This window comes from Neisseria animalis, from assembly GCF_900636515.1.
GTDB classification, from domain to species: domain Bacteria; phylum Pseudomonadota; class Gammaproteobacteria; order Burkholderiales; family Neisseriaceae; genus Neisseria; species Neisseria animalis.
In genome coordinates, this window is the sequence record NZ_LR134287.1 from 392,131 (window position 1) to 410,776 (window position 18,646).

An 18,646-nucleotide genomic window follows, 5' to 3' on the forward strand; every position below is an offset into this window, starting at 1 on the left:
CAGTATTTGGGTGATGATTGTATCGAGTTGTTCCCGAAACACAAAAGGCGGGAACAATACACAACAAAGCAGTAAGCTTTATCAAAGTAAAAATCTCTAGTCCCTGTTCTAGTCAACGGAAGAGCGGATTAAGTCAGAGAGGTTCTTGAAATGATAGAGTCAAGTGAATAAGTGCATCAGGTGGATGCCTTGGCGATGATAGGCGACGAAGGACGTGTAAGCCTGCGAAAAGCATCGGGGAGCTGGCAATAAAGCTATGATCCGGTGATGTCCGAATGGGGAAACCCACTGCATTCAGTGCAGTATCCATACCTGAATACATAGGGTATGAGAAGCGAACCCGGAGAACTGAACCATCTAAGTACCCGGAGGAAAAGAAATCAACCGAGATTCCGCAAGTAGTGGCGAGCGAACGCGGAGGAGCCTGTATGTGATAGCCGTTGAGATAGAAGAACAAGCTGGGAAGCTTGGCCATAGTGGGTGATAGCCCCGTATTCGAAATCTCATCGGTGGTACTAAGCATACGACAAGTAGGGCGGGACACGTGGAATCCTGTCTGAACATGGGGGGACCATCCTCCAAGGCTAAATACTCATCATCGACCGATAGTGAACCAGTACCGTGAGGGAAAGGCGAAAAGAACCCCGGGAGGGGAGTGAAACAGAACCTGAAACCTGATGCATACAAACAGTGGGAGCGGACTTGTTCCGTGACTGCGTACCTTTTGTATAATGGGTCAACGACTTACGTTCAGTAGCGAGCTTAACCGGATAGGGGAGGCGTAGGGAAACCGAGTCTTAATAGGGCGATTAGTTGCTGGGGCGTAGACCCGAAACCGAGTGATCTATCCATGGCCAGGATGAAGGTGCGGTAACACGCACTGGAGGTCCGAACCCACGCATGTTGCAAAATGCGGGGATGAGCTGTGGATAGGGGTGAAAGGCTAAACAAACTCGGAGATAGCTGGTTCTCCCCGAAAACTATTTAGGTAGTGCCTCGAGTAAGAGACTGATGGGGGTAAAGCACTGTTATGGCTAGGGGGTTATTGCAACTTACCAACCCATGGCAAACTAAGAATACCATCAAGTTGTTCCTCGGGAGACAGACAGCGGGTGCTAACGTCCGTTGTCAAGAGGGAAACAACCCAGACCGCCAGCTAAGGTCCCAAATGACAGATTAAGTGGTAAACGAAGTGGGAAGGCCCAGACAGCCAGGATGTTGGCTTAGAAGCAGCCATCATTTAAAGAAAGCGTAATAGCTCACTGGTCGAGTCGTCCTGCGCGGAAGATGTAACGGGGCTCAAATCTGTAACCGAAGCTGCGGATGCTAGCAATAGCATGGTAGGGGAGCGTTCTGTAGGCCGAAGAAGGTGTGTTGTAAAGCATGCTGGAGGTATCAGAAGTGCGAATGTTGACATGAGTAGCGATAAAGCGGGTGAAAAGCCCGCTCGCCGAAAGCCCAAGGTTTCCTACGCAACGTTCATCGGCGTAGGGTGAGTCGGCCCCTAAGGCGAGGCAGAAATGCGTAGTCGATGGGAAACGGGTTAATATTCCCGTACTTTGATTCAATGCGATGTGGGGACGGAGAAGGTTAGGTTAGCAAACTGTTGGAATAGTTTGTTCAAGCCGGTAGGTGGAAGACTTAGGCAAATCCGGGTCTTCATAACACCGAGAAGTGATAACGAGTGTCTACGGACACGAAGTAACCGATACCACGCTTCCAGGAAAAGCCACTAAGCTTCAGTTGAATCAGAACCGTACCGCAAACCGACACAGGTGGGCAGGATGAGAATTCTAAGGCGCTTGAGAGAACTCGGGAGAAGGAACTCGGCAAATTGATACCGTAACTTCGGGAGAAGGTATGCCCTTCGATGTGAAAGACTTGCTCTGTAAGCATTGGAGGGTCGCAGAGAATCGGTGGCTGCGACTGTTTATTAAAAACACAGCACTCTGCTAACACGAAAGTGGACGTATAGGGTGTGACGCCTGCCCGGTGCTGGAAGGTTAATTGAAGATGTGAGAGCATCGGATCGAAGCCCCAGTAAACGGCGGCCGTAACTATAACGGTCCTAAGGTAGCGAAATTCCTTGTCGGGTAAGTTCCGACCCGCACGAATGGCGTAACGATGGCCACACTGTCTCCTCCCGAGACTCAGCGAAGTTGAAGTGGTTGTGAAGATGCAATCTACCCGCTGCTAGACGGAAAGACCCCGTGAACCTTTACTGTAGCTTTGCATTGGACTTTGAAGTCACTTGTGTAGGATAGGTGGGAGGCTTAGAAGCAGAGACGCCAGTTTCTGTGGAGCCGTCCTTGAAATACCACCCTGGTGTCTTTGAGGTTCTAACCCAGGTCCGTCATCCGGATCGGGGACCGTGCATGGTAGGCAGTTTGACTGGGGCGGTCTCCTCCCAAAGAGTAACGGAGGAGTTCGAAGGTTACCTAGGTCCGGTCGGAAATCGGACTGATAGTGCAATGGCAAAAGGTAGCTTAACTGCGAGACCAACAAGTCGAGCAGGTGCGAAAGCAGGACATAGTGATCCGGTGGTTCTGAATGGAAGGGCCATCGCTCAACGGATAAAAGGTACTCCGGGGATAACAGGCTGATTCCGCCCAAGAGTTCATATCGACGGCGGAGTTTGGCACCTCGATGTCGGCTCATCACATCCTGGGGCTGTAGTCGGTCCCAAGGGTATGGCTGTTCGCCATTTAAAGTGGTACGTGAGCTGGGTTTAAAACGTCGTGAGACAGTTTGGTCCCTATCTGCAGTGGGCGTTGGAAGTTTGACGGGGGCTGCTCCTAGTACGAGAGGACCGGAGTGGACGAACCTCTGGTGTACCGGTTGTGACGCCAGTCGCATCGCCGGGTAGCTAAGTTCGGAAGAGATAAGCGCTGAAAGCATCTAAGCGCGAAACTCGCCTGAAGATGAGACTTCCCTGAGGGTATAACCCTCCTGAAGAGTCGTTCGAGACCAGGACGTTGATAGGTCGGGTGTGGAAGCGCAGTAATGCGTGAAGCTAACCGATACTAATTGCTCGTGAGGCTTGACTCTATCATTTGAAGAACTTCAGATGAAAGCTTACTGATAAGCGATACAACATTACCGAAGTTGATTAAAGAATAAATAAGTGCAGGAGACTGCATAACGGCTTAACCGATTTGTACAGTTTAAGTTTGGCGGCCATAGCGAGTTGGTCCCACGCCTTCCCATCCCGAACAGGACCGTGAAACGACTCAGCGCCGATGATAGTGTGGTTCTTCCATGTGAAAGTAGGTCACTGCCAAACACCCATTCCGAAGCCCCTGACATCATGTCGGGGGCTTTTACTTTGTTGCTTGCCGGGTAGCGGAGATATGGGGGAGGTATGGAGTATGGTGTTGCACAAGTCAGACAGAAGATTGCTGTGCTTCGGCAAAAGGCTTGAAGCACTTGGGGGCTTTATTTATGATGGGGTTGTAGGCGGTATCCGCTCGGATGCCGGGTTGACATCTTGATAACAGAAGGAGAAAGCTCATGAAAAAATTCCTGTTCGGTGCGCTGGCTGCGTTGGCGGCAGGCTTGTCGTTGGCGGCGGTAAACATCAATACGGCCGCTCAGAGCGAGTTGGAGGCCCTGCCGGGCATCGGCCCTGCGAAAGCCAAAGCGATTGTGGCCTACCGTCAGCAGAACGGCGGTTTCAAAACGACGGAAGAGCTGAAGAATGTGAAGGGTATCGGTGAGGGAATTTATGGCAAACTGAAGGCCGAGGTCACGGTGGCGCCGGTACAGAACAAACGTAAGGCCGTGCCGGCTAGCAAGTAGGCTGAACGAAGAACCCGGAAAATCACCGGGGAAAAAGCCGTCTGTAAATCAACTATAGGATTGCAGACGGCTTTTATTGGGGGATCGGTAGCGTTGGGGAGTTAGGAACAGTTGTTTAAATGGTATGGTCATTTCGCATGGAATGCTATAGCGTTGCTGTATTTTGCTTCAGGAGAGGATTGACTAAACTGCTGAAACAGTAAGCCTGCTATTCAGTATCATTTGTACTGCTTGTGGTTTTGCTGTCTTGTTTTATTTCGTGTGATCCGACTATATATCTGGGAATGGAAAATGGCTTGCTAGTTATTTCTTCTGTACTTTGCGGAAATGATGTCAAAAATTTTATTATTTCTAGGGCAAACATATAAGCAAAAGCTGTTACTCGGGTATAATAGAAAGATTATTTCTTTTGGGAATCTGCGATGTTGGTTTGTAATCCTTACGAAGTTGTAATACACGGTACGACGAATAAAGGCAAAGTATTCCGTCCTAGTGACTGGGCGGAGCGTTTGTGTGGTATTTTGTCTTCCTTTGATAAGAATAACCGTTTGTCGTATTCGCAATGGGTTCGTCCGATTTTGGTGGATAAGGTCCGGTGTGTGGCGGTGGATAAGAAGCTGGAAGCGGATAATCCTGCCATGTTCCGTTTTCTGATGGACTTTGCGGCGGACAACGATTTGCGGGTGATTGACTGCAAAGCATTGCTGGAAGAGCGTGAAGAGGCGGCAGGGCAGAACCAATCCGACGGGCGTGTATCGCTGGCGGAAGCGATTGAAGAGAAACACGCGGCAGAACAGAAGAAAACGCAGGAGCAAATGCCTGTTGTCGGCATATTGCGTGAGATTATGCCTGAAGAAACGGTTACGGCATTTGCGGCATTGAGCGTGTTGCGCTCGTCGTTAACCGACATCAACCGTTTTGTAGAGCAGATTAATACGCATCAGCGTCCTGCAGGATACCGTCTGCTGGGTATTTTTGAAGAAGGCAAACATAATGCGGTTGCGGTGTGCGGCTTCCATGTTGCGTATAATTTGGCAAGCGGCCATCATATTCATATTGATGACATTGTTACCATGCCGCAAAACCGTTTGAAAGGCTATGCTTCGCGCTTGTTGGAAGAGGTTCGCAGAATCGGTGCGGAAGCGGGAATTGAAAAAATCCATTTGAATGTGCATGTCAGCCACGATCGTGCGGATGCACACCGCTTGTATTTCAAAAATGGTTTTGAAATCATGGCGTATCATTTCCGCTGCAATACCAAATAGCAACATGCCGTCTGTAAATGTGATTTGCAGACGGCCTTTTTATCTTCGGAGGTTTGTAATGTTGGGAAAACTGAGTACTGTTTTGTCTGTATTGCTGCTGTCGGCTTGTGCGGGCGGGCTGTCTTCCGGCGGCTCGAATGAGTTTTACGGTGAAATCAAGGCAGGGGTGGAAAGTTCGCATACGCGGATAGGCCGTTAGCGTATGATGCGGTAAATCCATCGGCACATATTGTGATGAGATATGGAAAAAGCCGTCTGCAAATTTCCGGCGGATATTTGCAGACGGCTTTTTGTCGGCTTTTGATTATGCTTCGACCGGTTTGCCGCGTAATGAGAAAGTGTAGGCTTCGGTGATTTCCAGCTCTACCATTTGGTTAATCAAATCGGGCGTGCCGGTGAAGTTGACCACTCGGTTGTTGGCGGTACGCGCTTGCAGTTGGTCGGGGTCTTTTTTGGAAATGCCTTCAACCAAACAGCGTTGTACCGTGCCGATCATGGTTTGGTTGATGCGTGCGGTTTCCGCTTCGATGACTTCGTTTAAGGCTTCCAAGCGGCGCACTTTTTCTTCGTGAGGAGTGTCGTCGGGCAGGTTGGCGGCGGGCGTACCCGGGCGCGGGCTGTAAATGAAGACGAAACTCAAATCGAAAGCGATGTCTTTTACCAGCTTCAATGTCTGCTCGAATTCGCGTTCGGTTTCGCCCGGAAAGCCGACGATGAAGTCGGAGCTCAGGCACAAGTCCGGACGGATGGCGCGCAGTTTGCGGATGATGGATTTGTATTCCAAGGCGGTGTAGCCGCGCTTCATCGCGCTCAATACGCGGTCGGAACCGCTTTGAATCGGCAGGTGCAGGTGTGAAACGAGCTTGGGCAGGTCGCGGTAGCATTCGATGATGGCATCGGAAAATTCGCGCGGATGGCTGGTGGTGAAGCGCATGCGTTCGATGCCGGGGATTTCGTGCACGATACGCAGCAGGGTGGCAAAGTCGCAGATTTCGCCGTTGTCCATTTCGCCGCGGTAGGCGTTGACGTTTTGTCCCAACAGGTTGATTTCTTTCACACCCTGCTGCGCGAGACCTGCGATTTCGGTCAATACGTCGTTGAGCGGGCGCGAAAATTCTTCGCCGCGCGTGTAAGGCACTACGCAAAACGAGCAGTATTTCGAGCAGCCTTCCATAATGGAAATAAACGCGCTGCCGCCTTCCACGCGGGCGGGGGGCAGGTGGTCGAATTTTTCAATTTCGGGAAAGGAGATGTCGACTTGGGAATGTCCGGTGGTTTCTTTATCGACAATCATTTTGGGCAGGCGGTGCAGGGTTTGCGGGCCGAAAACCACGTCTACATACGGTGCGCGTTTGATGATGGCTTCGCCTTCCTGTGAAGCGACACAGCCTGCTACGCCGATAATCAGGTCGGGATTTTTTTCTTTCAGCGGGCGAACGCGGCCGAGGTCGGAAAAGACTTTTTCTTGTGCTTTTTCGCGCACGGAACAGGTGTTGAACAAGATGATGTCGGCATCTTCGGCGGCATTGACCTGCTCGATGCCGCCGTGTTCCTTTGCTAAAACGGCCAGCATTTTGTCGCTGTCGTATTCGTTCATCTGGCAGCCGAAGGTGCGGATAAATACTTTTTTCATGGGGTGGTTTCTTTCTCAGGTAGCCCGTAATCGCGGGGCTGATTGGTCATGTTTGCAGACGGCCTTGTCGGAGGAAAAGCCGTCTGCAAAGTGATTTTATGGCGCTTGGGAGGACAAGGCGGCTTGCTGTTGCCACATTGGCTGTATTATTGCTTGCGCTGTGCCGCTTGGTTTTGTTCGGCTGCGTTTAAAATCCAAATTTCTTGTACAACGCCCGAACCGTCTTGCTTGAGTGCGACAGTTTTACCGGTTTGTATGCCCAGCCGCCCGATAACGATAAAACGGTTGCGCTCGTTTTTAATGCGGACAAAGCGGGATACCGGCAGTCTTGCGGTTTGGCCACTGCTGATGCCCAAGCTCAACAGTTTCTGCCAAGAAAAGCCGCCGTAATCTACCGTAATGTAGGGCAAATCGACATTTTTTAAGACGGCGGTGTCCATATCGGCGGGAATCTGACGTTGCGCCCATGCGCCGCCGTGCAGCACAATCAGGCAGCTCAGAAACAAGCCGTGCAATGGTTTCATGGCAGCTTCTCCGAATAGCGGGGCGAAATTATAGCACAAGCCGTCTGCAAAATCGCGTAATGTTTGTTTTTAAAGCATTATTTTCATGTGTGTGCAGACGAAAAATTTTGATGGGGGCAAGTCGGAAGCGCCTGCCCCGCCTTTTGCAGACGGCATTATGCTGTTTTCTATGCGGAAATAATTGTTTTTTGTTATAATCAACGGTTTAAACAAACCGAAATACCACTCTAAGGATAAAAAATGGGTTTCCTGCAAGGTAAAAAAATTCTGATTACAGGTATGATTTCCGAGCGTTCCATCGCTTACGGCATTGCCAAAGCCTGCTATGACCAAGGTGCCGAGTTGGCCTTTACTTACGTTGTCGACAAGCTGGAAGACCGTGTGCGTAAGATGGCGGCGGAATTGGGTTCCGAACTGGTTTTCCGTTGCGATGTAGCCAGCGATGAAGAAATCAACCAAGCATTTGCCGAGTTGGGCAAACATTGGGACGGTTTGGACGGTTTGGTACACTCTATCGGCTTTGCGCCAAAAGAAGCGTTGAGCGGCGATTTTCTCGACAGCATCAGCCGCGAAGCCTTTAATACCGCTCATGAAATTTCCGCATACAGCCTGCCTGCACTGGCCAAGGCCGCCCGTCCGATGATGCAGGGTCGCAATGCTTCGATTGTTGCACTGACCTACTTGGGCGCAGTGCGTGCCATTCCGAACTATAACGTGATGGGCATGGCAAAAGCCAGCTTGGAAGCCGGTATCCGCTTTACCGCTTCCTGCTTGGGCAAAGAAGGTATCCGCTGCAACGGCATTTCCGCCGGCCCGATTAAAACGCTGGCCGCTTCGGGCATTGCCGATTTCAGCAAACTGTTGAACCATGTTGCCCAGCAAAATCCGTTGCGCCGCAATGTTACCATCGAAGAAGTCGGTAACGCCGCCGCTTTCCTGCTGTCCGATCTGTCTTCCGGCATTACCGGGGAAATCACTTATGTGGACGGCGGTTACAGCATTAATGCGTTGAACGATGGCGAATAAGCCTTATTGCCGGCAGAGAGGCCGTCTGTAAAACAGGTGCGTTTCATGCTTTCCTGTTTTGCAGACGGCCTTGAAACACCAAGGGAGCAAATTTAAGCAAGTCATACAAAATTTAACCTGCATAAAATATTTTTAACCGATAAATCGGTATTATGCTCCCCTTTCTTATAATATAAACAGCTATTTACATTAGCTATCAGGAGTTTGAAAATGTCTATCTCTTCAGAATTTAAAGAATTTATCATGCGCGGCAACGTGGTTGATCTGGCTGTCGGTATGGTAGTCGGTACAGCGTTCAGCGCGATTGTGAAATCATTGGTTGATGATGTGATTATGCCGCCAATCGGTATGTTGCTGGGCGGTGTGGATTTCTCCAACCTGTTCCTGACCCTGAAAGAAGGTGCAAATATGCCTGAAGGCGGCTACGCCACGCTGGCAGCTGCCCAAGAAGCGGGTGCGGTTACCATCAATCTAGGTTTGTTCATCAACAGCATCATCAGCTTCCTGATTGTGGCCGCTGCCATTTTCTGTGTGGTTAAGGCATTGAACAGCATGAAGAAAAAGGCTGAAGAAGAAGCCGAAGCACCTGAAGAACCAAGCGAAGAAGTATTGCTGTTGCGCGAAATCCGCGATTCTTTGAACAAAAAATAACCGGTTGCATCGTTTCAATCCGACCGCAGACGGTGCGAGCATCGTCGAATAGCTCAAAATGAGAGGCAGCCAATCCGCAGACCGTACAGAGGCAGCGGATTGGCTGCTTTGTTTAATCAAACACGCTTCTTTGAGTAAGGCGCGGCAACGCGGTATCCAACCGCATTATAGTCATTTATAGTCATTTAAAATAAGAATGATACAGCGTTGCTTTGCCTTGCCGTACTATGTGTACTGTCTGCGGCTTCGCTGCCTTGTCTCATTCTTATTTTATTCGACTATAAAACAACCGGAAATGGGCAAAAGCCGTCTGAAAAATGAATACAGCATTTTTCAGACGGCTTTTTGTTGTGTAGAGCGGAAAACCGGGCAGCGGCGAAAGTGCAGGGCGGGCAGTACGGCAGTGGCCGTCTGCATTTTGCCGCATTCGGTATTTCCGTATCGGATATGCCGCGACGGCTTAAGGCATCAGCATACCGCCGTTGACGTGCAGCGTTTGGCCGGTGATGTATTTGGCTTGGTCGGAGGCCAAGAACAATACCGCGTCGGCGATGTCTTGCGGGTCGCCGAATTTGCCCAAAGCGGTTTGCGCTTCAAACATTTTGCGGGTTTCTTCCGACAGGGCGCGGGTCATGTCGGTATCGATAAAGCCGGGGGCAACACAGTTTACGGTAATGCCGCGGCTGCCGACTTCGCGCGCCATCGATTTGGCAAAACCGATTAAGCCTGCTTTGGCGGCGGCATAGTTGGTTTGACCGGCATTGCCCATCGCGCCGACCACGGAAGTGATGTTGATGACGCGGCCACTGCGTTGTTTCATCATGCCGCGCAATACGGCTTTGGAGGCGCGGAATACGGATTTCAGGTTGACCTGCATGATGTTGTCCCACTCTTCTTCTTTCATCCGCATTAAGAGGTTGTCGCGGGTAATGCCGGCATTGTTGACCAAAATATCGAGTTTGCCGAATTCTTTTTCGATGTCGGCAACCAGCGTTTCAATGCTTTCCGGTTCGGCGGCATTCAATGCTCTGCCTTGTCCGCCCCATTGAGCCAAGCGTTCGCCGATGGCGGCGGCACCGCTTTCGGAAGTTGCCGTGCCGATTACGGTAGCTCCTGCGGCGGCCAAAGTGTCGGCAATGGCTGCACCGATGCCGCGCGATGCGCCGGTTACTAAGGCAATTTTGCCGCTCAAATCTTGATTGCTCATGGTCTGTCCTTTTATGTGATGGGTTTTGAATGGGTATCAGACGGCTTTATAGCATAAATGGAACATTTAATCTAATCGTGTGCTGCCGAATAGGGGAAAGGCCGTCTGCAAATAAACAGGGTATTTTGCAGACGGCCTTTGCGGGTTTATGTTTCGGGCAGGGTAATTTTCTGATGAGGTTCGATGTCGAGAATGTATTTTATCCAGTTGCCGAAGCTGTATTTTTCGTAAATTTCAGGCGGCAGCTCGTGCAGCGGTGAGGCGGTAAATTCGGCCAAGCCGTTAAAGTTTTCGCCGTCCCAAACAAAGATGTTGTTCGGGTGGTAGAAATCGTATTTTTTGATTTCGGCATTGGTGGTGATGAGTTTTTTGCGGTAGCCGAGTGCTTCAAAGGCGCGGTAGGACAAGCCTTGGTGTGCATCGCTGACAAAATCGAGCAGTATCGCACTTTGGCGGGCTTTTTTCAGGTTTTCGACAAAGCTGATCGGTTGTTTCATCAGGCGGATGCGGGGATTGGAATAAACGGCACGGGCTTGCCGCTCTTTCTTTTTCCAGATGATGTAAATGTCGGTACGCAAACCCTGCTGCGTCAGGTAATCTGCCAAAGCGTTAATCATGGCAGCGCGGCTGGGGTCGTGTATGCCGATGAAATAGCAGTCGGTGGTTACGGCGGGCTGCCGGTTCAGGTTGTAGTCGAAATAGAAATTGGTGGTGGGCAGTACGTTGGGATATTGTTTGCGGTCTTGCGCGTCGAAAACGTAAAAACGGTCAAACTCGCCCATCAGCGGGAAAATATTGGGGAAGCGGTGCAGTCCGTCGAATTGGTAGTTGACTGCTCCGTGGCGGCTGTTTTGGCGGATAAAGCGGATGAGGTCGCTGCTGTATTGTTCGGCGCTGATGAACAGGGCGTAATCCAAACCGCCCGCTTTTTGGATTTGGGCGGCGATTTTTTGCTGGAGTACCTGCCCTTTGAGCCGCTTGGCGGTGGCTTTGTCACGATGGACGACTTTCCGCCATTTGGCGTAAAAATGTTTCGCCGGCGAGGGATAACCGGTGTTCAGACGGTATTCGGCCAGATTGATGACGTTGAAACCGTGATGCCGCAGATTGTGCTCGATAAGGAGGTGCAAGCCTGCAATATCGGGTGCGCTGAACAGCAGGGTGGGTGATTTCATGGCTCGGCGGAAAAAAGGGTGGTCGGTATGGTTTTACAGACGGCCTTCGGGTGGGAAATGCCGTCTGCAAAACAGGGGGTCAGTGTGTTTCGATGAAGGCGGCAACCTGCTCGGCGTTGGTCAGCGCGGTGCACACGGCTGCTTTGTTGATGCGTTTGGCCAAGCCTGCCAATACTTTGCCCGGGCCGCATTCGGCGGATTCGGTAATGCCTTCTTTAACCAGTATATCGACGGTTTCCGTCCAGCGGACGGGGCTGTAAAGCTGGCGCACGAGCGCATCTTTGATTTTGTCGGCTTCGTCGTAGGCGGCAACGTCGGCGTTGTGGATAACGCGGATTTGCGGTTGCTTGATTTCGATAGTTTTGAGCGCTTCCGCCAGTTTGTCGGCAGCGGGCTTCATCAGGCTGCAATGGGAAGGAACGGATACCGGCAGCGGCAGGGCGCGTTTGGCACCGGCTTCTTTGGCGGCAGCCATGGCGCGTTCGACTGCGGCAGCGTTGCCGGCAATCACGACTTGGCCGGGCGAGTTGAAGTTGACGGCTTCAACTACTTCTTCTTGCGCGGCGGCGGCGCAGATGTCTTTGATTTGTTGGTCTTCCAAGCCCAAAATCGCTGCCATTGCCCCCACGCCTTGCGGTACGGCAGACTGCATCAGTTCGGCACGCAGGCGGACCAGTTTGACGGCATCGGCAAAATCCAATGCACCTGCTGCAACCAAGGCGGTGTACTCGCCCAAGCTGTGGCCGGCAACCACGTCGGGTGTTTTGCCGCCTGCTTCGAGATAGGCGCGGTAAGTGGCGACACCGGCGGCCAGCATGATGGGTTGGGTGTTGACGGTTTGTCCGATGATTTCGGCATCTTCGCCGTTAATCATTGCCCATAAATCTTGGCCGAGTACGGCGGAGGCTTCGTTGAAAGTGGCTTTGACGGTTGCGTTGTGTTCAAAGCCGTTCATCATGCCGAGGCTTTGGGAGCCCTGACCCGGAAAGAAAAATGCAAAAGACATGGGAGTTCCTTATATTGGGGAGAACCGCTGCGGAAAGGTGGCAAGGCGGTTCGGTAATCAAATTCGGGTCAGTCGCCAAATCCCGTAAGTCAGGGCGGCATTGCCCGCAACGCTTAACCAAAATACGGTAATAAAAGAGGTTTTGGCGGTTTTGTGCCGGTAGCGGTGTCGCGCTGCCCATGCGCCGACCCAGCCGCCGAGCAGGTCTGCGGTGTGCAGGGCGTTTTCGGGTATGCGGCGCTGTTGCCTGACGGCAGCGGTTTTGTCGCGGCGGTACAGGAAAAAGCTGATTGCTCCTGCGGCAAGATAAGCTGCGGCCAGCTTCGGGGATACGGCGGCGGCAACGGCAATCAGGTAGGCGGCAGGCAGGATAACGGGCAGGGCGGTTGTGTTCATAAAAGGTTTTGCGTGAGGCCGTCTGTATTTTGCAGACGGCCTTCGGATCAGTATTTGATCAATACCGCACCCCATGCAAATCCGCCGCCGATTCCTTCGAGCAGCAGGTTTTGTCCGCGCCGGATTTTGCCGCTTTTAATGCCGGTATCCAGTGCCAGCGGAATGGAGGCGGCGGAGGTGTTGCCGTGGTCTTGTACGGTGAGAATGACTTTTTCCTGCGGCAGCCCCAAATGCTTGGCGGTGGAATCGATGATGCGTTTGTTTGCCTGATGGGGAATCAGCCAGTCGATTTGTTCCGCGCTGTAACCTGATTCGGTCAGTACTTCGTCTGCAACTTTGGACAGCATCTTCACGGCGAATTTGAATACGCCCGGGCCGTCCATTTTGACAAACGGGCTGCCGCAGATTTTGCCGTCTGCAATTTGCGCGGGAACATTGAGCAGATCGAGGTAGTTGCCGTCGGCGTGCAGTTTGCTGTGGATAATGCCCGGCTCGTCGGACGCGCCCAAAACTACCGCTCCGGCACCGTCGCCGAACAATACGCAGGTGGTGCGGTCGTTCCAATCGAGAATGCGGCTGAAGGTTTCTGCGCCGATTACCAATATTTTTTTGCTCATGCCGCTTTTGATGTAGGCATGGGCGGTGTTGAGGGCATACATAAAGCCCGCACAAACGGCTTGTACGTCGAATGCGGGGCTGCCGTTGGTCATGCCGAGCTTCTGCTGCACGATGGTGGCGGTTGACGGAAACTGCATATCGGGTGTGGCGGTGGCTACGACAATCAGGTCGATTTCGTCGGGCGCTACGCCGGCATCTTCCAGTGCAAGCCGGGCGGCGGCGGCGGCCAAATCGCTGGTTTTCTCCTGCTCGTCTGCAATATGGCGGAATTTGATACCGGTACGCGTGGTAATCCATTCGTCGGACGTATCGACTTTCTGTGCCAAGTCGTCGTTGCTGACGCGCTTGGCAGGGAGGTAGCTGCCGGTACCGAGGATTTTGGCATACTGCATGGGCATACTCTCTTTATAGGTGTTCAATCGAATGGCGTTTATTGTAAGCGAAATTGTGCAGGTTTTGGAATATATAGTCATTTAAAATAAGAATGATACAGCGTTGCTTTGCCTTGTCGTACTATCTGTACTGTCTGCGGCTTCGCTGCCTTGTCTCATTCTCATTTTATTCGACTATAGTTGATTAAAATAAGAAAATGCGGTTTGGCGGGGCGGCGAAGGTGTGTTTGCCTTGGGCTTGAGGCCGTCTGCAAATGTGCGGTGTAATCGGGAATTACAGGCAAATGGTACGGTGCGGGGAGTACGGGCGGAATATTTTATCTATGAAAAATAAAAACTTGATTTTGCAGACGGCCTTTCAGGCTCAAACACCCGAACGGATTGTGCTAAGGTAAACGGTTTGGCTTCTCAAACAGTAAAAGCTGTATTTTTATTACAAAGAAAGGTTTGAAAGATGGACGGTTGGACTCAAACACTCGGTGCGGGTCAGCTGCTGGGCATTGCAGCGGCGGCGGTGCTGCTGATTCTGGTGCTGATTATCAAATTCCGCGTACACGCGCTGCTGACGCTGGTGTCGGTCAGCCTGCTGACCGCGCTGGCAACGGGTTTGCCGATGGGTGCGCTGGTCAACGATGTGTTGGTGAAAAACTTCGGCGGCACGCTCGGCAATGTGGCGTTGCTGGTGGGCTTGGGCGCGATGCTCGGCCGTTTGGTGGAAACTTCGGGCGGCGCGCAGTCGCTGGCGGACGCGCTGGTGAAAATATTCGGTGAAAAGCGTGCGCCGTTTGCATTGGGCGTGGCTTCGCTGATTTTCGGTTTTCCGATTTTCTTTGATGCCGGTCTGGTGGTGATGCTGCCGATTGTGTTTGCTACGGCGCGGCGGATGAAGCAGGACGTATTGCCTTACGCGCTGGCTTCCATCGGCGCGTTTTCGGTGATGCACGTTTTCCTGCCGCCGCACCCGGGGCCGATTGCGGCTTCTGAGTTTTACGGTGCGAATATCGGCCACGTTCTGATTGTCGGCCTGCCGCTGGCGGTTGTGGTGTGGTATTTCAGCGGGTATCTGTTGGGTCAGGTTTTGGGGCGCAAAATCCGCGTACCCGTACCGGATTTGCTCAGCGGCGGCAAACAAGACGACGACGCGCCGAAAGTGCCTGCCAAGGCGGGTACGGTCATCGGCATCATGCTGATTCCGATGCTGCTGATTTTCCTGAATACCGGCTTGGCCACGCTGATTAGCGAGGGTGTGGTCGATAAAGGCGAAACTTGGGTGCAGGCGCTGCGTATGGTCGGCTCGACTCCGGTGGCGTTGCTGATTTCGGTATTGGTTGCCCTGTTTGTATTGGGGCGCAAGCGCGGCGAAGAGGCAAGCGCGTTGGAAAAAACCATTGACGGCGCACTGGCTCCGGTCTGCTCGGTGATTCTGATTACCGGCGCAGGCGGAATGTTCGGCGGCGTGCTGCGTGCTTCGGGTATCGGTCAGGCATTGGCCGACAGCATGGCGGATTTGGGTATTCCCGTGTTGCTGGGCTGTTTTTTGGTGGCGTTGGCACTGCGTATCGCACAAGGTTCGGCAACCGTGGCACTGACAACCGCCGCCGCGCTGATGGCACCCGCCGTAGCCGCCGCCGGTTTCAGCGACTGGCAGTTGGCCTGCGTGGTACTGGCAACAGCGGCCGGCTCTGTGGGCGTAAGCCATTTCAACGATTCGGGCTTTTGGCTGGTAGGGCGTTTGCTGGATATGGACGTGCCGACCACGCTGAAAACGTGGACGGTCAACCAAACGCTGATTGCATTAATCGGCTTCGCGCTGTCGGCTTTGGCGTTTGTCATCGTATAAAGGTAAGGAGCAAAACATGACGGTACATTTTGTTGTCATGGGCGTGAGCGGCTGCGGCAAAACCACAACCGCGCTGGCCTTGCAAAAGCATTTGAACCAATGCTCGTATGCGGAGGGCGATGATTTCCACACCCAAGCCAACCGCGACAAAATGGGTGCGGGGATTCCGCTTACCGATGAAGACCGCTATCCGTGGCTGCACAATCTGCGCGATTGGATGACGGAGCAGGCGCAGGCGGGCGCGGCGTATTCCATCGTAACCTGCTCGGCACTCAAGCGGCAATACCGCGATATTTTGCGCGGCGCGGAAGGGAAAACGGTATTTATCCACCTCTCTCCGCCGCAAGATGTCAACTTGGAACGTATGCTGTCGCGCCAAGGGCATTACATGAAAGCCGGTATGCTGGATTCCCAACTGGCGATTTTGGAAACGCTCGGTGCTGACGAATACGGCATTAAAATCGACAACGCCGGTGCGCCCGAAGCGGTTGAGGCCGATATTTTGGCTTGGCTGAAAGCGGAAGGTTTGCTGTAAAGGCAAAGTACCGTTTTGCAGACGGCCTTTTGCTTGCCAAGCAATCCGAGAACTTGGTAAAACTCATGACAAGGGCTTGTAGGGGCGGGTTTTACATCCGCCCGTTTGCTTGGTTTTTTTGAAGTGGCAACTTTTTCAAGATATTCAATTTTCGGGCGGGTGTAAAACCTGCTTCTGCCATCAGTTTGGGTTTGTTGCCTGTTTTTTGCCAAGGTCTCAAGCCATACCGGTTGCAAAGGCTTGTATGAAAACGCCGATGCCGTCTGCAAAACAGACGGCATCGGCGTTTCGGTTTTGAGTATTTGAATATAGGGTGTTTATGTTTCGTCTGGGCGTACTCCGGTATCAAGAATTGTAGAGGATAAGATAGGGAATCAATCAGCGTTTAATGGCCCGTCAGGAAGACTGTCGGGTTGTTGTTTATTATACGCAAATAATAATTATTATCAATATTTCTTTAAAAATAAAATCAAGTTTTTTGATAATTATTTGAAAAGTAAGGGAAGAAAATATATTTGATGGTTTGGATAATTCTAGAAAAGACAGCTCCTCCATCGGGGCAGATGCAGGATTCGGCAGTTTGCGGTTTCCTACAAGCCGTCATAGCCAGAGGCAATCAGCAATATCAAACTGCCGGCAAATCTCGTATAATTTGCGCTTATTTTCTGTATAAAGCCGTCTGAATCCATGCAGCACATTTATTCTACTGTTCACCGTGATTTGCTCGAGGCCAATCATCTTTCTGCCGATTTGTTGAAACAGGGCTTGGCCGTTATCGGCAGCCGCCAAGTCGATTATGCCGACATCTACTGCCAGCGCACGGCTTACGAAAGTTGGCATTTGGAAGAGGGCATGGTGAAATCGGGCAGTTTCCAAATCGATCAGGGTGTCGGTGTGCGGGCGGTATCGGGCGATAAAACGGCGTTTGCTTATGCCGACAGCCTCAATTTCGATTCCATCAAGCGTTCTGCCGAGGCCGTGCGCGTGATTGGCGCGCTGGGGCAGAGCAAAAGTGCGGACGTATCGGTGCGGCAGCCGGAAAGAAGCATACACGGCGGTTTTAATCCGACGGCCAGTTTGGATTCTGCCGCCAAAGTTGCGTTGTTGCACAAAGTCGAAGCCTTGGCAAAAGCCGCCGATCCGCGCATTGTGCAGGTGATGGCGGGGCTGACTTGCGAATACGACATGATTTATCTGGCAAGATTGGACGGCAAACACGCTGCCGACATCCGCCCGATGGTGCGCTTGAATGTTAATGTTATCGCCAAGCAGGGCGAGCGGCGGGAGCAGGGCAGCGCGGGCGGCGGCGGGCGGTATGACTTGGCTTATTTCGATGAAACGCTGGTTCGGCAATTTGTCGATACCGCCGTCAAGCAGGCTTTGACCAATCTGGAATCCCGTCCTGCTCCGGCGGGGGAAATGACTGTGGTACTGGGCAACGGTTGGCCGGGGGTATTGCTGCACGAAGCGGTGGGGCACGGTTTGGAAGGCGATTTCAACCGCAAGCAGACCAGCGTGTTCAGCGGCCGAATCGGCGAACGCGTAGCGGCCAAAGGCGTTACCGTGGTCGATCAGGGCGATATTCCCGACCGCAGGGGTTCGCTCAATATCGACGACGAGGGAAATGAAACGCGCCGCACGGTATTGATTGAAGACGGCATTTTGGTCGGTTATATGCAGGACGAAACCAATGCGCGGCTGATGGGTTGCGAGACCACCGGCAACGGCCGCCGCGAAAGTTATGCCGCAACCACCATGCCGCGCATGACCAATACTTTTATGGAAAACGGCGGCTACCTTCCCGAAGAAATCATTGCTTCGGTGGATAAAGGCATTTACGCCGTCAACTTCGGCGGCGGCCAAGTGGACATTACCAGCGGCAAATTTGTTTTTTCCGCTTCCGAAGCGTGGTGGGTGGAAAACGGCAAGCTGCAATATCCGGTAAAGGGTGCAACCATTATCGGCAACGGGCCGGAAGTGTTGAAATACGTTTCGATGATCGGCAACGACAGCGCGTTGGACAGCGGCGTGGGCGTGTGCGGCAAAGAAGGGCAGAGCGTGCCTGTGGGCGTGGGGCAGCCGACTTTGCGGATTGACCAAGGTTTGACCGTAGGGGGCAGCGAAGTGTAAGCCTTACTTCCTGCCGAAGCAGCTATTGAAAAGGCCGTCTGCAAAAATACCATCGGTGTTTTGCAGACGGCCTTTTTTATGGGCAGCAGTCAAATTTCTGAAACATCTGTTTATTACAATCAATTTGCCTGACCAGCAATGCGGCTGCTGGTATCGGATTGGGAATATTCAGCCGGAGGCGGCAGAAAGGTTGCTTGGGTTTGCCCGAAGGAATAAGCGGTCGGGCAGGTTGCGGACGAATAATCATGAAAGGAATAGGCGATGACTTTGCTGAATGTAAGTTTGTGGCTGTTGGCTGCGGTATTGGCGGTTGTACTGGTTTCGATGGTGTTCGGTTTGCTGCACATGGCGGTGATGATGGCAAGGCAGCAGGAGTTTTGAATATCGCCATCGGTATGGCCGCACCACGCAGCATGAGATAAAGCGGCAACGATGTGTCATTTTTGCCTT

The 18,646-nt window shown here is 52.2% G+C and carries 15 protein-coding genes and 2 rRNA genes; 10 read left to right on the plus strand and 7 right to left on the minus strand.

What is annotated here, in order from left to right:
- The first annotated feature begins 157 nt into the window (after positions 1-157).
- From EL111_RS01880 to EL111_RS10460, 5 genes are all read left to right on the plus strand, one after another.
- A 23S ribosomal RNA gene (locus EL111_RS01880) occupies positions 158-3,048 on the plus strand.
- A gap of 121 nt (positions 3,049-3,169) precedes the next feature.
- Positions 3,170-3,283, plus strand: a 5S ribosomal RNA gene (rrf, locus tag EL111_RS01885).
- 227 nt (positions 3,284-3,510) lie between these two features.
- Positions 3,511-3,798: a ComEA family DNA-binding protein gene (locus EL111_RS01890; RefSeq protein ID WP_126325826.1), complete on the plus strand. Its 288-nt coding sequence runs from the start codon at positions 3,511-3,513 to the stop codon at positions 3,796-3,798.
- 422 nt (positions 3,799-4,220) lie between these two features.
- Positions 4,221-5,063: a GNAT family N-acetyltransferase gene (locus tag EL111_RS01895; RefSeq protein ID WP_123795691.1), complete on the plus strand. Its 843-nt coding sequence runs from the start codon at positions 4,221-4,223 to the stop codon at positions 5,061-5,063.
- Between the two features lie 58 nt (positions 5,064-5,121).
- The gene (locus tag EL111_RS10460) at positions 5,122-5,262 is read left to right on the plus strand and encodes a hypothetical protein (protein ID WP_162842986.1); all 141 of its coding nucleotides are present in this window, start codon (positions 5,122-5,124) and stop codon (positions 5,260-5,262) included.
- A 105-nt stretch (positions 5,263-5,367) separates the two neighbouring features.
- Here EL111_RS10460 and miaB read toward each other — a convergent pair whose 3' ends face one another.
- Together miaB and EL111_RS01905 are read right to left on the minus strand one after the other, a co-directional pair.
- Complete coding sequence (miaB, locus tag EL111_RS01900) at positions 5,368-6,696, minus strand: tRNA (N6-isopentenyl adenosine(37)-C2)-methylthiotransferase MiaB (RefSeq protein ID WP_123795690.1); 1,329 nt, start codon at positions 6,694-6,696, stop codon at positions 5,368-5,370.
- A gap of 146 nt (positions 6,697-6,842) precedes the next feature.
- Positions 6,843-7,220 carry a hypothetical protein gene (locus tag EL111_RS01905; protein ID WP_123795689.1) on the minus strand — a complete coding sequence of 126 codons (378 nt, stop codon included), beginning with the start codon at positions 7,218-7,220 and terminating at the stop codon, positions 6,843-6,845.
- A gap of 240 nt (positions 7,221-7,460) precedes the next feature.
- On the opposite strand from EL111_RS01905, the gene fabI reads away from it, so the two are divergent.
- Complete coding sequence (gene fabI / locus EL111_RS01910; protein WP_123795688.1) at positions 7,461-8,246, plus strand: enoyl-ACP reductase FabI; 786 nt, start codon at positions 7,461-7,463, stop codon at positions 8,244-8,246.
- 210 nt (positions 8,247-8,456) lie between these two features.
- Positions 8,457-8,897 carry a large conductance mechanosensitive channel protein MscL gene (gene mscL / locus EL111_RS01915; RefSeq protein WP_123795687.1) on the plus strand — a complete coding sequence of 147 codons (441 nt, stop codon included), beginning with the start codon at positions 8,457-8,459 and terminating at the stop codon, positions 8,895-8,897.
- Between the two features lie 460 nt (positions 8,898-9,357).
- On the opposite strand, the gene fabG is transcribed toward mscL, so the two are convergent.
- The 5 genes from fabG to EL111_RS01940 form a co-directional block, all read right to left on the minus strand.
- Positions 9,358-10,104 carry a 3-oxoacyl-ACP reductase FabG gene (gene fabG, locus EL111_RS01920; protein WP_123795686.1) on the minus strand — a complete coding sequence of 249 codons (747 nt, stop codon included), beginning with the start codon at positions 10,102-10,104 and terminating at the stop codon, positions 9,358-9,360.
- A 146-nt stretch (positions 10,105-10,250) separates the two neighbouring features.
- Complete coding sequence (locus EL111_RS01925; RefSeq protein WP_123795685.1) at positions 10,251-11,279, minus strand: WaaS/CpsH family glycosyltransferase; 1,029 nt, start codon at positions 11,277-11,279, stop codon at positions 10,251-10,253.
- Positions 11,280-11,358: 79 nt separating this feature from the next.
- Entirely contained in the window at positions 11,359-12,285 is a 927-nt protein-coding gene (gene fabD / locus EL111_RS01930; RefSeq protein WP_123795684.1) for an ACP S-malonyltransferase, read from the minus strand.
- Between the two features lie 57 nt (positions 12,286-12,342).
- A complete protein-coding gene (locus EL111_RS01935; RefSeq protein ID WP_162842985.1) occupies positions 12,343-12,681 on the minus strand; it encodes a DUF1294 domain-containing protein in 339 nt (112 codons plus the stop codon).
- A 47-nt stretch (positions 12,682-12,728) separates the two neighbouring features.
- A complete protein-coding gene (locus EL111_RS01940) occupies positions 12,729-13,691 on the minus strand; it encodes a beta-ketoacyl-ACP synthase III (RefSeq protein ID WP_123795699.1) in 963 nt (320 codons plus the stop codon).
- Positions 13,692-14,145: 454 nt separating this feature from the next.
- Between EL111_RS01940 and EL111_RS01945 the strand changes: the two genes are divergently transcribed.
- From EL111_RS01945 to tldD, 3 genes are all read left to right on the plus strand, one after another.
- On the plus strand, positions 14,146-15,531 hold the full coding sequence (locus tag EL111_RS01945; protein ID WP_123795682.1) for a GntP family permease: 1,386 nt from the start codon (positions 14,146-14,148) through the stop codon (positions 15,529-15,531).
- Between the two features lie 16 nt (positions 15,532-15,547).
- Entirely contained in the window at positions 15,548-16,066 is a 519-nt protein-coding gene (locus EL111_RS01950) for a gluconokinase (protein WP_123795681.1), read from the plus strand.
- Positions 16,067-16,753: 687 nt separating this feature from the next.
- Positions 16,754-18,196: a metalloprotease TldD gene (tldD, locus tag EL111_RS01955; RefSeq protein WP_123795680.1), complete on the plus strand. Its 1,443-nt coding sequence runs from the start codon at positions 16,754-16,756 to the stop codon at positions 18,194-18,196.
- Positions 18,197-18,646: the final 450 nt, after the last annotated feature.

Bases quoted from the DNA above. Each gene is read 5' to 3' on its own strand.
- EL111_RS01890 (WP_126325826.1), top strand. From the start codon at position 3,511: ATGAAAAAATTCCTGTTCGGTGCGCTGGCTGCGTTGGCGGCAGGCTTG.
- EL111_RS01895 (WP_123795691.1), top strand. From the start codon at position 4,221: ATGTTGGTTTGTAATCCTTACGAAGTTGTAATACACGGTACGACGAAT.
- EL111_RS10460 (WP_162842986.1), top strand. From the start codon at position 5,122: ATGTTGGGAAAACTGAGTACTGTTTTGTCTGTATTGCTGCTGTCGGCT.
- miaB (WP_123795690.1), bottom strand. From the start codon at position 6,696: ATGAAAAAAGTATTTATCCGCACCTTCGGCTGCCAGATGAACGAATAC.
- EL111_RS01905 (WP_123795689.1), bottom strand. From the start codon at position 7,220: ATGAAACCATTGCACGGCTTGTTTCTGAGCTGCCTGATTGTGCTGCAC.
- fabI (WP_123795688.1), top strand. From the start codon at position 7,461: ATGGGTTTCCTGCAAGGTAAAAAAATTCTGATTACAGGTATGATTTCC.
- mscL (WP_123795687.1), top strand. From the start codon at position 8,457: ATGTCTATCTCTTCAGAATTTAAAGAATTTATCATGCGCGGCAACGTG.
- fabG (WP_123795686.1), bottom strand. From the start codon at position 10,104: ATGAGCAATCAAGATTTGAGCGGCAAAATTGCCTTAGTAACCGGCGCA.
- EL111_RS01925 (WP_123795685.1), bottom strand. From the start codon at position 11,279: ATGAAATCACCCACCCTGCTGTTCAGCGCACCCGATATTGCAGGCTTG.
- fabD (WP_123795684.1), bottom strand. From the start codon at position 12,285: ATGTCTTTTGCATTTTTCTTTCCGGGTCAGGGCTCCCAAAGCCTCGGC.
- EL111_RS01935 (WP_162842985.1), bottom strand. From the start codon at position 12,681: ATGAACACAACCGCCCTGCCCGTTATCCTGCCTGCCGCCTACCTGATT.
- EL111_RS01940 (WP_123795699.1), bottom strand. From the start codon at position 13,691: ATGCAGTATGCCAAAATCCTCGGTACCGGCAGCTACCTCCCTGCCAAG.
- EL111_RS01945 (WP_123795682.1), top strand. From the start codon at position 14,146: ATGGACGGTTGGACTCAAACACTCGGTGCGGGTCAGCTGCTGGGCATT.
- EL111_RS01950 (WP_123795681.1), top strand. From the start codon at position 15,548: ATGACGGTACATTTTGTTGTCATGGGCGTGAGCGGCTGCGGCAAAACC.
- tldD (WP_123795680.1), top strand. From the start codon at position 16,754: ATGCAGCACATTTATTCTACTGTTCACCGTGATTTGCTCGAGGCCAAT.